Annotated in this window: 13 protein-coding genes; 3 read left to right on the forward strand and 10 right to left on the reverse strand. The window is 67.0% G+C overall.

The window, feature by feature from the left end; genetic code table 11:
* The first annotated feature begins 49 nt into the window (after positions 1–49).
* Entirely contained in the window at positions 50–1,435 is a 1,386-nt protein-coding gene (radA, locus tag AC4D14_RS12785; RefSeq protein ID WP_490902852.1) for a DNA repair protein RadA, read from the forward strand.
* Between the two features lie 206 nt (positions 1,436–1,641).
* Positions 1,642–2,718, forward strand: a complete 1,077-nt coding sequence (gene disA / locus AC4D14_RS12790; RefSeq protein ID WP_490902854.1) for a DNA integrity scanning diadenylate cyclase DisA — start codon at positions 1,642–1,644, stop codon at positions 2,716–2,718.
* Between the two features lie 45 nt (positions 2,719–2,763).
* Here the strand turns inward: disA and AC4D14_RS12795 are convergent, their stop codons facing one another.
* Positions 2,764–3,396 (reverse strand): hypothetical protein, encoded by a 633-nt coding sequence (locus AC4D14_RS12795; protein WP_490902856.1) that lies wholly within the window; start codon positions 3,394–3,396, stop codon positions 2,764–2,766.
* An 87-nt stretch (positions 3,397–3,483) separates the two neighbouring features.
* Here AC4D14_RS12795 and AC4D14_RS12800 point away from each other — a divergent pair, with 87 nt between their 5' ends.
* On the forward strand, positions 3,484–4,437 hold the full coding sequence (locus tag AC4D14_RS12800) for an HhH-GPD family protein (protein WP_490902858.1): 954 nt from the start codon (positions 3,484–3,486) through the stop codon (positions 4,435–4,437).
* Here the strand turns inward: AC4D14_RS12800 and dhaM are convergent.
* From dhaM to lysS, 9 genes are all read right to left on the reverse strand, one after another.
* Positions 4,434–5,180 carry a dihydroxyacetone kinase phosphoryl donor subunit DhaM gene (gene dhaM / locus AC4D14_RS12805; RefSeq protein WP_490902860.1) on the reverse strand — a complete coding sequence of 249 codons (747 nt, stop codon included), beginning with the start codon at positions 5,178–5,180 and terminating at the stop codon, positions 4,434–4,436. The genes AC4D14_RS12800 and dhaM overlap by 4 nt on opposite strands.
* On the reverse strand, positions 5,177–5,818 hold the full coding sequence (dhaL, locus tag AC4D14_RS12810; RefSeq protein WP_490902862.1) for a dihydroxyacetone kinase subunit DhaL: 642 nt from the start codon (positions 5,816–5,818) through the stop codon (positions 5,177–5,179). Before dhaL ends, dhaM begins: the two co-directional genes overlap by 4 nt.
* A gap of 1 nt (position 5,819) precedes the next feature.
* Positions 5,820–6,821: a dihydroxyacetone kinase subunit DhaK gene (gene dhaK, locus AC4D14_RS12815; protein WP_490902865.1), complete on the reverse strand. Its 1,002-nt coding sequence runs from the start codon at positions 6,819–6,821 to the stop codon at positions 5,820–5,822.
* A gap of 223 nt (positions 6,822–7,044) precedes the next feature.
* Positions 7,045–7,227, reverse strand: a complete 183-nt coding sequence (locus tag AC4D14_RS12820; RefSeq protein WP_490902867.1) for a CsbD family protein — start codon at positions 7,225–7,227, stop codon at positions 7,045–7,047.
* 128 nt (positions 7,228–7,355) lie between these two features.
* Positions 7,356–7,865 (reverse strand): amino-acid N-acetyltransferase, encoded by a 510-nt coding sequence (locus AC4D14_RS12825; RefSeq protein ID WP_490902869.1) that lies wholly within the window; start codon positions 7,863–7,865, stop codon positions 7,356–7,358.
* 129 nt (positions 7,866–7,994) lie between these two features.
* A complete protein-coding gene (locus AC4D14_RS12830) occupies positions 7,995–10,502 on the reverse strand; it encodes an ATP-dependent Clp protease ATP-binding subunit (RefSeq protein WP_490902871.1) in 2,508 nt (835 codons plus the stop codon).
* 101 nt (positions 10,503–10,603) lie between these two features.
* Complete coding sequence (locus AC4D14_RS12835) at positions 10,604–10,927, reverse strand: histone-like nucleoid-structuring protein Lsr2 (protein ID WP_490902873.1); 324 nt, start codon at positions 10,925–10,927, stop codon at positions 10,604–10,606.
* Between the two features lie 76 nt (positions 10,928–11,003).
* Positions 11,004–11,219, reverse strand: coding sequence for a hypothetical protein (locus tag AC4D14_RS12840; protein ID WP_490902875.1), 216 nt, complete (start codon positions 11,217–11,219; stop codon positions 11,004–11,006).
* 3 nt (positions 11,220–11,222) lie between these two features.
* Complete coding sequence (gene lysS, locus AC4D14_RS12845; protein WP_490903310.1) at positions 11,223–12,677, reverse strand: lysine--tRNA ligase; 1,455 nt, start codon at positions 12,675–12,677, stop codon at positions 11,223–11,225.
* Positions 12,678–12,783: the final 106 nt, after the last annotated feature.

Raw genomic sequence — 12,783 nt, forward strand, 5'->3', positions numbered from 1 at the left:
CGGTGATGCCACGGCCGGGAATGTCGATGGCCGCGGCTACGCTGAAACCATGGCAGCAAAGAGTTCCTCAGCAGTGCGCGCCGGGCGCGCCAACAGCCCCAACTACCGGTGTGCCGAGTGCGGTTGGACAACCGCCAAGTGGGTTGGCCGTTGCGGGGAGTGCCAGGCGTGGGGAACCGTCGAGGAGACCGGGGCGCCGGTGGCACGGACGACGGCGGCCGCTTCGGTTGCCAAGGTCGCCCAGCGCATCGCCGAAGTCGATGCGACGACGGCGGCGTTCCAACCCACCCAGATCGACGAACTGGACCGGGTGCTCGGCGGCGGGCTCGTGCCCGGCGCGGTGATCCTGCTCGCCGGGGAGCCGGGCGTCGGAAAGTCCACGCTCCTGCTCGACGTCGCCGCACGCGTGGCACGGCTGGGCCGCGACGTGCTCTACCTGACCGGCGAGGAATCGGCCGCCCAGGTGAAGCTGCGGGCGGAACGGATCTCCGCCGTGGCCGACTCGCTCTACCTCAGCGCCGAAACGGACCTTGGCCAGGCGCTGGGCCAGGTGGAGAAGATCGACCCGGCGCTGCTCATCGTGGACTCGGTGCAGACGCTGAGCAGTTCGGCGGTCGACGGCACCGCCGGCGGGGTGACCCAGGTGCGCGAGGTCGCCGCCTCCCTGATCAACGCGGCGAAGCTCAAGGGCATGACCACCCTCCTTGTCGGCCACGTCACGAAAGACGGCTCGATCGCCGGACCCCGGCTGCTTGAACACCTTGTCGACGTCGTCTGCCAGTTCGAAGGCGAGCGGCATTCACGGCTGCGGCTGCTGCGGGCGGTGAAGAACCGGTACGGGCCAACCGACGAGGTTGGCTGCTTCGACCTCACCGACACCGGCATCGAGGGCCTCGCCGATCCCAGCGGCCTCTTTGTCTCACGGACGAAGGACCCGGTGTCGGGAACCTGCATCACCGTCACCCTTGAGGGGAGGCGTCCGCTGCTGGCCGAGGTGCAGGCCCTGCTTGCCGAATCGGCCAACGCCCAGCCGCGGCGGGCAACCAGCGGGCTCGACAGCGCCCGGGTGGCGATGCTCCTTGCCGTGCTCCAGCGGCGGGCCTCGCTCAGCCTGGCCAAGGACGACAGCTACGTGGCAACGGTCGGCGGCGTCAAGCTCGGCGAACCGGCAACGGACCTGGCCGTGGCGCTGGCCATCGCCTCGGCCAAAACGAACCAGCCCCTTCCCGCGCGGCTTATCGCATTCGGCGAGGTGGGGCTCGCCGGTGAGGTGAGGCCCGTGCCCGGCATCGCCCGGCGCGTCCAGGAGGCCGAACGCCTCGGGTTCACCCATGCCGTGGTTCCCGCCTCCCCCAACGGGCCCGGCGACATCCCAGCCGGGTTCACGGTGCGCGAAGTCTCCACCCTTACCGAAGCTTTGGCCCTGCTCTTCTAGGACCGTCCCCGGCGCGCGGGGCGGCCCGGCGGCGCGAGCGGTGGCGGGCTTGGGCCGTGAGGTCGGGTAGCAGGTAAACCGTGCGCGCCCATTAGTATTATGAACGGCTGCATGGAAACCCGTATCTGCTGTAGCCCGGCACCTCCGCCGCGCGGCTGCCGAACGCGCGGGGATTGAAGGCGCGCGGACGCTGAAAGGATGGGACCATGGCCCGTAGTCCCGAGGACTCTCTCAAAGCCACGCTGGCCCGGGTCGCACCCGGCACCCAGCTGCGCGATGGGCTCGAACGGATCCTGAGGGGCAGGACGGGCGCGCTGATCGTGCTCGGCTTCGACCGCACCGTTGATTCGATCTGCTCCGGTGGATTCGACATCGGCATCGACTTCTCCCCCACCCGGCTGCGCGAGCTCGCGAAGATGGACGGCGCAATCGTCTGCGATAAGGATGCGAGCAATATCCTCCGCGCCGGCGTCCAGCTGGTTCCGGACCACACGATCGAAACCCAGGAGTCGGGAACCCGCCACCGCACGGCGGAGCGTGTTGCAATCCAGACGGGGTTCCCGGTCATCTCGGTGAGCCAGTCGATGCAGATCATCGCCCTCTACATCAGCGGCCTGCGCCACGTCCTCGAGGGATCGGAACCCGTGCTTGCACGGGCCAACCAGGCACTTGCCACCCTTGAGCGGTACCGGGCACGGCTGGACCAGGTCACCAATGCTCTCTCCGCACTCGAGATCGAGGCGATGGTGACCGTGCGCGACGTCGCGGTGACCCTGCAGCGCCAGGAGATGGTGCGCAGGATCTCCGAGGAAATCTCACAGTACGTCCTTGAGCTGGGCGTCGACGGGCGGCTGCTTTCCCTCCAAGTGGAGGAGCTCACCACCGGGCTTGGCCCCGGCAGTGAGATGGTGCTGCGCGACTATATGGACCTCGGCGGCAACGGGGCCTCGCCCGAGGACCGCCTGGGCCGCCTCCAGGGTTTCAGCTCCACCGACCTCATCGACCTGGGGACCATCGCCAGCGTCCTTGGGTTCAATCCGTCAACCGACTCCCTCGACGCGGTCATCCAGCCCAAGGGTTACCGGCTGCTCTCCGGCATCAAGGCCGTGCCGCCGGCGATCGCCGCCCGCCTCGTTGACCACTTCGGCGGGCTCCAGAACCTGATGGCGGCAAACATCGACGACCTGATGGCAGTTGACGGGATCGGCGAGCAGCGTGCGCGCACGGTGCGTGAGGGGCTCTCGCGGATAGCCGAGACAAGCCTGCTCGACCGGTTCATGTAACGCAGCCTGAGGCTTCGCGAACGGGCAGTGCCGCTGCGGCAGGGCCTACTTCAGGACGAAGGTCGTCTTCTCGCTGGTGCGGGTGCCGAGCTTCGTGACCAGCGCATAGGTGCCCGGTCCGGGCTTCGCCTCAACGGCCGAGCAGCCCGGAGCGCTGCGCACCCGGTCCCAGATGAGTGTCGCTTTCTCCTCCTTCCCCGGGCCGATCACCTTCTGGAGGTCAGTTGCTCCGTCCTGGCAGTCGACCGAGGAAAAGACGCGGTCCTCGGCACTCGTCACCTGGAACTCCATCTGGGAGGTGCCGACGTTGACCTTGCATGGAGCCTTGCCGGTGTTCCGCACCGAAAGCGTAAGGACCGGTTCCTCGCCGGGACCGTAGGTTGCAGCATCGGTTTCGGCGGCGACGATCATCTTGGCCTGGTCGCACTCCCCCGCCGGTGCCGGCGGTGCGCTTGCCGTGGCGGTGGGTTCGCTCCCTGCGACCGGTTCCGAGGGCCCCCGCGCCGGCCCTGCGCCGGTCAGGGCGCCGACCACCGCCGAAATCCCAAAGATCAGCCCGGCCAGGACCGCCAGCGCGAGCACCGCCGCGACGAGGCGCCGCCGGCGGTACACGGCGGGGCTGGGCCGCCGCCGGGCGCTGGAACTTCCGGTGCCGTGCGCCATCCCTGCTGAGTCCATGGGTTAAAGGCTAGGGAGGGGAAGCGGAATTACACCCCGCACCACGCCGGTCGATAGAGTAAGAATGATGATGGTCCGGGAATATCGATGAGCTCCACCGCCACATCCTCTGCCGCCGCCGTTGAGGATGTGCAGCTGCGCATCACACAGTGGTTCGCCGCCGAGGCGCGGGACCTGCCCTGGCGCAGCCCGGACCGCACCCCATGGGGTGTGCTTGTGAGCGAGGTGATGCTCCAGCAGACCCCGGTGGTGCGGGTGCTTCCCGTCTGGCTCGAGTGGATGGACCGGTGGCCCTCCCCCTCCGACCTGGCCCGCGAGCCCTCCGGCGAGGCAGTCCGGCACTGGGGACGCCTTGGATACCCGCGGCGCGCCCTGCGGCTGCACGCCGCCGCTGCGGCAATCCATGACCGGCATGGCGGTGAAGTGCCCGGGAACCATGCCGACCTGCTGGCGCTGCCCGGAGTGGGAAGCTACACCGCGGCCGCAGTTGCCGCGTTTGCCTTCGGCCAGCGGGAAACCGTCGTCGACACCAACATCCGCCGGGTCCAGGCCCGGCTCTTTACGGGCGCCGCACTCCCCCGTCCCTCGCTCACTTCAGCCGAAACGAGCCTCGCCTCGAAGCTGCTCCCGGAGGATGCCGAAACCTCGGTGCTGTGGAACGCGGCGGTGATGGAGTTGGGTGCCGTCGTATGCACTGCAAGGAGCCCGCAGTGCGGGCTGTGCCCGGTGCGCGCGTCGTGCGCCTGGGTGGCCGCAGGGCGGCCCGCCCCCGACTACGCGCCCAAGGGGCAGGCGTGGGCCGGCACGGACCGGCAGGTCCGCGGGGCGATTGTCGCCGTGCTCCGCGAAGCTGACGCACCTCTCGGCAGGGACCTGCTGCTCACCGGGCCCGTCGACCTGGGGGTGGCCGGCCCGCCGACCGCCCTGGCCCGCCTCCACGCGCTGCGGGCGCCGCAGGAACAGGTGGAGCGCTCGCTCGCCGGCCTGCTGCAGGACGGCCTCGCCCAGGAGACCGCCCGGGGCATCCAGCTCCCGGCCTAGCGGTGGGAACCGTCCATCTCACCGAAGCCCGATTCAACCGCCGCGCCGATCAGTTCAAGGGCGGCCGGGGCGTCGGGGCCGGTTGCCTCGGCGGTGACGGTCTTCCCCTTGCCCAGTCCAAGACTCATCAGCAGCATGACCGATTTGCCGTCGACTCCGTTCACCGTGACCTCGGCGTCCAGGTCGGCCAGGCCCTTGGCGATGACGGCGGCCGGGCGGGCGTGGAGGCCCATGTCGTTGGGCAGGACCCACGCCCTGGTCAGGGTCGGCCCGTCGGGCTGCCCGGCGGGGCGCGGATCCCCCGGCGCCGCGGCCTTGTGGGAGACGAACGGTTCGAGCGCTTCCGGGCTGATTGAGACAATAGCCGCTTCGGCGGCCCGCACAACCTCCTCGAGGGTGCCTCCCGACTGGGCCAGGACGGCTGCGGCGACGGCCCCTTCGACAAGCGCGGCGCTGGCCACGCGCACGGTGCTCCGCTGCTCGTCGTCGAGGAACTCCAGTGCCATTTCCGCGGTCATCACCGCCGACCCGAGGTCGGTGAGAATGACGACGCCGTCGCCGCCGCCGGCCCTGGTGATCCCCGCGCTCACCCGCTCAAGGCTGGTGCCGATACGGGAGTGCCCGCCGTCGTCAACACCGCCGGCGGGCACGAGGCGCACATCCGGGGCCATCTGGGCGGCGAGGTCGCACACCCCCTCGGCGATTTTCTGGCTGTGGGAGACAATTACGAGGCCGACGGTCATACCTGTGCCCCTGCGGCGGCAGCCGCGGCCGCGAGGATCAGCGCCGACGAAACCGCTCCCGGATCACGGTGACCGGCGCTCCGCTCACCGAGGTAGCTCGCCCGGCCCTTCCGGGCGATGAGCGGGTCGGTGGCAACCGCCCCGGCGTGGGCGGCGCTTGCCGCAGCGGCAAGGACCTCCCCGGCCGTTGCGCCGGCCGTTGCCGCCGTTGCCGCCGCCTCGACCGCTGGGGTCCAGGCGTCGATCATCGTCTTGTCGCCCACCTCGGCCTTCCCGCGCGCCACGATGCCGTCGCGTGCGGCTTCGAGCATCGCGGCAAGCGCCTCCGGCCCGGCCTCCTCCGCTCCCCCGAGGGAGGTTGCCGCCCGCAGGAACGCGGTTCCGTACAGCGGGCCGGCGGCGCCTCCGACTGTCGACATGAGGGTCATTGCTGCCGTCTTGAGCACTTCGGCGGGTGTTGCGGGCGCAGCCGATGCGGCGAGCTTCTCAACGACGGCGGTGAAGCCGCGGTCGAGGTTCTCGCCGTGGTCGGCGTCGCCGATGGCCCGGTCCAGGTCGATCAGCAGGGCACGGTTTTCCGAGACGGCCTCGGCCGAGGCCTTCAGCCACGCCTGGGCCCAGCCGGCGTCAACCGCCATTTCAGATTCCCCAGCGCAGGGCCGCGGTTTGGACCGGGGAGTCCCAGAGCTCGATCATTTCGTCATCGAGCCTCAGCACCGTCAGGGAGGCCCCCTCCATCTCAAGTGCCGTGATGTAGTTGCCCACCAGCGACCGCTCCACGCTGACCCCGCGCTCAACGAGCAGCTGGACGGCCTTGCGGTAGACGATGTAGAGCTCGCTCGCCGGGCTGCCGCCCATGCCGTTCACCATCAGCAGCACGCGGTCGCCCTGGGTGAGGTTCATGTCGGTGGTGATGGGCTCGAGGAGGCGGGTGGTGATCCCGTCGGCATTCTCCATGGCAATGCGGTGCCGGCCGGGCTCACCGTGGATCCCAATGCCGATTTCGATCTCGTCCTCGGCGAGGTCGAAGCTCGGAACTCCGGCGTGGGGAACGGTTGAAGGTGCGAGGGCAGCGCCCATGGAGCGGACGTTGTCGATGACCCGCTGGGCAATTGCCGCAACGGCGTCGAGGTCGTCTCCGCGCTCGGCGGCCGCTCCGGCGATCCGCTCGACGAAGACCGTTCCGCCGACACCCCGGCGTCCGGCGGTGTAGAGGGAGTCCTCGACTGCCACGTCGTCATTGACGAGCACGGTGCGGACAGTGACGCCTTCGGCCTCGGCGAGCTCCGCGGCTGTCTCGAAGTTGAGCACGTCCCCGGTGTAGTTCTTGACGATGTGGAGGACGCCGGCGCCGCCGTCTACCGCCGTCGTCGCGGGAAGGATCTGATCGGGGGTGGGCGAGGTGAAAACGGCGCCGGGGACCGCGGCGTCGAGCATGCCGCGCCCGACATAGCCTGCGTGGAGGGGCTCATGGCCGCTGCCGCCGCCGGACACGAGTCCGACCTTGCCCTGGACCGGGGCGTCGCTGCGCACAACAAACAGGGGGTCCGGATTGACTCTTACGAGGTCGGCGTGGGCCAGGCCGAAGCCCTCCACCGATTCGGTCACCACAGCCTTGGGGTCATTGATGAGCTTTTTCACGACGGCACGCTCCTGGTCATCTCGGGCGAAGTTACGGCCCTGCCGCCCACTGTGGACCGCACCGGCCACGATGAACGATACCCGGTGGCGTGCGCCATTCCTATAGCGGTTCCGTTCTCCGGAACCGGGTTAAAGCACTGCGGGAGAGGCCCGATACTGGGCGCTCTCCCGCAGATTTTTTCTATCCGGCAGCCGGTGCCGGACTACGTTTCAGGCTGCCGGCCTAACGGTCGTCCTTCTTGAACGCGTCCTTGATTTTCTCGCCGGCGTCTTTCAGGTTCGCTTTGGTCTGGTCGGTGTGGCCTTCGGCTTCAAGGCGCTCGTCGCCGGTCGCCTTGCCAAGACCTTCCTTGACCTTGCCGCCCAGGCTCTCGCCCTTGTTTCCGATCTTGTCATCTAAACCCATGATTAGACTCCTTTTCTCTCGGCGTCCAGGCCCCAGTTCCGGGATACCCAACCGCATCTCAAGCGATGCTAAGCCCTCTTAGTATATCGCGGGATGCCGGTTCGGGCCATGGGGGCCGCTTCTGGGGCTCAGAGCCAGCGGATCATGCGGGTGTTGCCCAGGGTGTTGGGCTTGACCCGGGCCAGGTCGAGGAACTCCGCCACTCCCTCGTCGTGGGAGCGCAGGAGCTGCGAGTACACCTCGGGGTTGACCGCGCTCTGGTCGGCCATGACCTCGAACCCGCGCCTCCGGAAGAACTCGACCTCGAAGGTGAGGCAGAAGACGCGTTTCACCCCGAGGTCTTTGGCGTCGCTGATCAACCGCTCCACCAGGGCGCTTCCCACCCCCCGGCCCTTCGCCGACTCGGCTGTGGCAAGGGTGCGGACCTCGGCGAGGTCCTCCCACATGACGTGGAGCGCCCCGCAGCCGAGGATTTCCCCGTCGGCCGCCTCGGCGATGCGGAACTCCTGGAGGCCCTCGTAGTAGGCAACGGCCTCCTTGGCGATGAGCACGCGCTCGTCGGCAAGGGGTGCCACCAGCGCCTTGATTGCCGCGACATCGGAGGTGCGTGCGGGACGGACGACAAAGGGCTGGTTCACGTAGGCCAGTCTACAAAGGCGCCGGATGGCCTCCTGCCGCCGGCTCCTTCCCTAACGCAGAAAGGCCCGCCCCGGCGGTGCCGGGACGGGCTTTTCTGTTAGCTCGGAGCGCGCGGTCGCCGCGGGCCCTTATTCGGGAACGGTTGCCTCGATGGCGGGCGGGGCGTCCTCGATGGCCTTGGGCTCCCCGTGTCCAACGAAGGTGAACCTGGCGTCGACTCCTTCGCCCTCGACGTCGACCTCCACCCGCTCGCCGGACTTGAGGTCTCCGAAAAGGATCTTCTCGGAGAGCTGGTCCTCGATCTCGCGCTGGATGGTGCGGCGCAGCGGCCGGGCACCCATTGCGGGGTCGTAGCCGCGTGTTGCAAGCAGCACCTTGGCGGCGGGAGTCAGCTCGATCGTCATGCCCTTGTCCGCCATGCGCTTGCCGAGGCGCTCGAGGAACAGGTCGACGATCTCGACGATCTCGCTCTGGGTGAGCTGCGGGAACACCACCGTGTCGTCAACACGGTTGAGGAACTCGGGCCGGAAGTGCTGCTTGAGCTCCTCCGTGACCTTCGCCTTCATCCGGTTGTAGCTGGTGTTGGTGTCGGTGCCCGACTGGAAGCCGGTCATGACGCCCTTGGAGATGTCGCGGGTTCCAAGGTTGGTGGTCATGATAATCACCGTGTTCTTGAAGTCGACGACCCGGCCCTGGCTGTCGGTCAGGCGGCCGTCTTCAAGGATCTGCAGAAGCGAGTTGAAGAGGTCGGCGTGGGCCTTCTCCACCTCGTCGAACAGCACAACGGAGAAGGGCTTGCGGCGGACCTTCTCGGTGAGCTGGCCACCCTCCTCGTACCCGACGTAGCCAGGAGGCGCACCGAAGAGGCGCGACACCGTGTGCTTCTCGGAGTACTCGGACATGTCAAGGGTGATCAGTGCGTCTTCGTCACCGAAGAGGAATTCGGCGAGCGCCTTGGCCAGCTCCGTCTTACCGACGCCGGTGGGGCCGGCGAAGATGAACGAACCGCCCGGACGCTTGGGATCCTTCAGGCCGGCACGGGTACGCCGGATGGCCTGGGAGATCGCCTTGATCGCCTCGTTCTGGCCGATGACCCGCTTGTGCAGCTCATCTTCCATGTGAAGCAGCCGCGAGGACTCGGCCTCGGTGAGCTTGAAGACGGGGATGCCCGTGGAGTTCGCAAGCACCTCGGCGATGAGTTCCTCGTCGACCTCGGCGATGTCGTCGAGCCCGCCCGACTTCCACCGGCGCTCCTTGTCGGCGCGCTGGTCCTGGAGCTTCTGCTCCTTGTCGCGCAGCGACGCGGCACCCTCGAAGTCCTGGGCGTCGATCGCCGATTCCTTCTCGCGGCGGACATCGGCGATACGCTCGTCGATCTCCTTGAGCTCCGGCGGAGCTGTCATCCTGCGGATCCGAAGCCGGGCACCGGCCTCGTCGATCAGGTCGATCGCCTTGTCGGGCAGGAACCGGTCGGAGATGTAGCGCTCGGCGAGTGTTGCCGCCGAAGCCAGCGCCGCATCGGTGATCGAGACCCGGTGGTGGGCCTCGTACCTGTCGCGCAGCCCCTTGAGGATTTCGATGGCGTGGGCCACCGACGGCTCCTGGACCTGGATCGGCTGGAACCGGCGCTCCAGGGCTGCGTCCTTCTCGATGTGCTTGCGGTATTCGTCAAGCGTTGTTGCACCGATGGTCTGCAGTTCGCCGCGGGCGAGCATCGGCTTCAGGATCGATGCAGCGTCGATCGCTCCTTCGGCGGCACCGGCACCAACGAGGGTGTGGATTTCGTCGATGAAGAGGATGATGTCGCCGCGGGTGCGGATTTCCTTGAGGACCTTCTTCAGGCGCTCCTCGAAGTCACCGCGGTAGCGCGAGCCTGCGACGAGCGAGCCGAGGTCGAGCGTGTAGAGCTGCTTGTCCCGGATTGTCTCGGGCACGTCGCCGCGCACGATCGCCTGGGCAAGCCCTTCGACGACGGCTGTCTTGCCGACGCCGGGCTCACCGATGAGCACGGGGTTGTTCTTCGTACGGCGGGAGAGGACCTGCATGACCCGCTCCATCTCCGTCTCGCGCCCGATGACCGGGTCGAGCTTGGACTCGCGGGCGGCCTGTGTAAGGTTGCGGCCGAACTGGTCGAGCACGACGGAACCGGCAGGGGTTCCCTCCTGCTGCTGGCCTCCGGCGGCTGCCGGCTCCTTGCCCTGGTAGCCCGACAGCAGCTGGATGACCTGCTGGCGGACACGGTTAAGGTCGGCTCCGAGCTTCACGAGCACCTGTGCCGCAACGCCCTCACCCTCACGGATGAGTCCCAGCAGGATGTGCTCCGTGCCGATGTAGTTGTGGCCGAGCTGCAGGGCTTCCCGGAGGGAAAGCTCAAGCACCTTCTTGGCACGGGGGGTGAAGGGGATATGCCCGGACGGAGCCTGCTGGCCCTGCCCGATAATCTCCTGAACCTGCTCTCGCACAGCACCCAGGGAGATGCTGAGTGACTCCAAAGCCTTGGCGGCGACACCCTCACCCTCGTGGATCAGGCCAAGCAGGATGTGCTCGGTGCCGATGTAATTATGGTTGAGCATGCGGGCCTCTTCCTGGGCCAGCACCACAACTCGACGGGCACGATCTGTAAATCTCTCAAACATGAGACACACTCCTAGCTAACGCGTATTTCGATGCTACGGGCATTAGCTATGGTTTTGGGGCGTGTTCGCCACAGGCGAGAATATGCCGCGAAATGTGGCGTTCAGCGCTGGGCGGCCCGGTAGGCCTCGACAATCTCGCTGTTCACCCGGCCGCGTGCGGATACGTTGTAGCCGTTTGCCTTGGCCCACTCCCTCACCTGGGCCGCCTCCTGGTTGCGTGCGGGGGCAGCAGCGGGCCGCTGCTTCGACTGGCTGCTGCGCCGGGCCGAGGAGATGTAGCCGGAGAGGGACTCGCGCAGCTCTGCGGCGTGCGCCTCGGACAGGTCGATTTCGTACTGAACGCCGTCTAGTCCAAAACGGACGGTCTCGTCGGCTTCTCCGCCGTCGGTATCGTCAATGAGGATGATTTTCACTTTTTGCGCCACAATGTGCTCCCAAATTAGTGCCTGCGAAGATATCCCCTAATTAGATTATGTTACAGGCAGGGGGCGGCGTCAAAAGCTATTTACTTGTATTATGACCGTCATTTTCGGGCTCCGGATCGGAGTCGGCGCTTTCCGGTGCCGGGTCCTCCAAACGAGCCTCGGGGCGATATGGTTCCCGCGCCTTGGTCAACGCTTCACGCTCGGCGCGGTCGGCATTCAGGATCGACCTCATCACAAAGTAGAAAAGAACCGCGAGTGTGGCCGACGGCAACAGTACGGCGAGGTATTCCACGGCCTAGCCCAGTTCCGGCTTCAGAATTGGAAAGAGGATGGACTCGCGAATTCCCGCGTTGGTGAAGAGCATCACGAGGCGGTCAATGCCGAGGCCAATGCCGCCCATGGGCGGGGCTCCGTATTCGAGTGCCCGGAGGAAGTCCTCGTCCAACTGCATTGCCTCTTCGTCACCGGCGGCGGCGCGGCGGGACTGCTCAGTGAGCCGCTCGCGCTGGATGACGGGGTCGATCAGCTCCGAGAACGCGGTGCCCCGCTCCATGCCCCCGATGATGAGATCCCAGGCCTCGATCAGCTGGGGGTTGTCCCGGTGCTGGCGGGCGAGCGGCTGGGCCGAGGGCGGGTAGTCATAAACGAAGGTCGGCTGAATCAGGTTCGGCTCGACGAGTTCGGAAAACAATTCGAGGACCAGTTTTCCGGCGTCCCAGGACGGATCGACCGAGATATCGTGCTTGTCGGCGACGACGCGGAGGGTCTGCGCATCGGTATCCGGAGTGATCTCCTGTCCGACGGCCTCCGAGAGGCCCGGATATACGCCGAGCCACTTCCACTCGCCGCCAAGATCAATGACGCCGCGGGGTGTCTCGATGGTGCGCATGCCCAGCAGGTCTGCGCAATTCAGAATGATTTCCTTCATGCGCTCGGCCATTCCGAACTGGTCGGTGTACGCCTCGTAGCATTCGAGCATGGTGAATTCAGGGCTGTGCGTCGAATCGACACCCTCATTGCGGAAAATCCGGCCGATCTCGTACACCCGGTCAATTCCTCCGACCACCGCGCGCTTGAGATAAAGCTCAAGGGCGATGCGCAGGGTCATCTTCTGGTCGAAGGCATTCAGGTGGGTTTCGAAAGGCCGTGCCGCCGCCCCGCCGTGGACAAGCTGCAGGACGGGGGTTTCGACTTCGATGTACCCATTGGCGTTGAGGGTCTCGCGGACGGAGCGGGTGATTGCAGCCCGGGTCCGCACCATGCTGCGGGCCTCTTCTCGCACCATGAGGTCGACGTAGCGCTGGCGGACCCGGGTTTCCTCGTTCACGCCGGCGTGGAGGGTTGGCAGGGGCCGCAGGGCCTTTGACGCCATGCTCCAGCTGTCGGCCATCACGGAGAGTTCACCGCGCTTGGAGCTGATCACCTCTCCGTGCACCTGCACGTGGTCGCCGAGGTCGACGAGCGACTTCCATTCGGCGAGCTGGTCCGGACCGACGACGGCAAGGCTGAGCATTACCTGCAGCCGGGTTCCGTCCCCTTCCTGGAGGGTTGCGAAAAAGAGCTTCCCAGTATTGCGCATGAAAACGACGCGGCCCACGACACTGACCAGATCCCCGGTCGTGTCATCCGCCTGGAGTTGCCCGTAGGCGGCCCGGAGCGCGGCCAGTGAATGGGTGCGCTCAGGCTTTACGGGGTAGGCCTCTTTGCCGCCCTCAAGCAGGCGGGCGCGCTTTTCGAGGCGGATCCGCATCTGCTCGTTGAATTCGTCGGTGCTTTGTTCATTGGCATCGATGGCGCCGGTCGCGGGGTTTTGGTCGTGAGTCACGGTAGCTAAGTTTACGGGGTTCCGGGCCCCG

The sequence above is a fragment of the Arthrobacter sp. TJ-254 genome (assembly GCF_058269175.1).

Bases quoted from the DNA above. Each gene is read 5' to 3' on its own strand.
- AC4D14_RS12800 (WP_490902858.1), top strand. From the start codon at position 3,484: ATGAGCTCCACCGCCACATCCTCTGCCGCCGCCGTTGAGGATGTGCAG.
- lysS (WP_490903310.1), bottom strand. From the start codon at position 12,677: ATGCGGATCCGCCTCGAAAAGCGCGCCCGCCTGCTTGAGGGCGGCAAA.
- AC4D14_RS12830 (WP_490902871.1), bottom strand. From the start codon at position 10,502: ATGTTTGAGAGATTTACAGATCGTGCCCGTCGAGTTGTGGTGCTGGCC.
- AC4D14_RS12820 (WP_490902867.1), bottom strand. From the start codon at position 7,227: ATGGGTTTAGATGACAAGATCGGAAACAAGGGCGAGAGCCTGGGCGGC.
- AC4D14_RS12795 (WP_490902856.1), bottom strand. From the start codon at position 3,396: ATGGACTCAGCAGGGATGGCGCACGGCACCGGAAGTTCCAGCGCCCGG.
- dhaL (WP_490902862.1), bottom strand. From the start codon at position 5,818: ATGGCGGTTGACGCCGGCTGGGCCCAGGCGTGGCTGAAGGCCTCGGCC.
- disA (WP_490902854.1), top strand. From the start codon at position 1,642: ATGGCCCGTAGTCCCGAGGACTCTCTCAAAGCCACGCTGGCCCGGGTC.
- radA (WP_490902852.1), top strand. From the start codon at position 50: ATGGCAGCAAAGAGTTCCTCAGCAGTGCGCGCCGGGCGCGCCAACAGC.
- dhaM (WP_490902860.1), bottom strand. From the start codon at position 5,180: ATGACCGTCGGCCTCGTAATTGTCTCCCACAGCCAGAAAATCGCCGAG.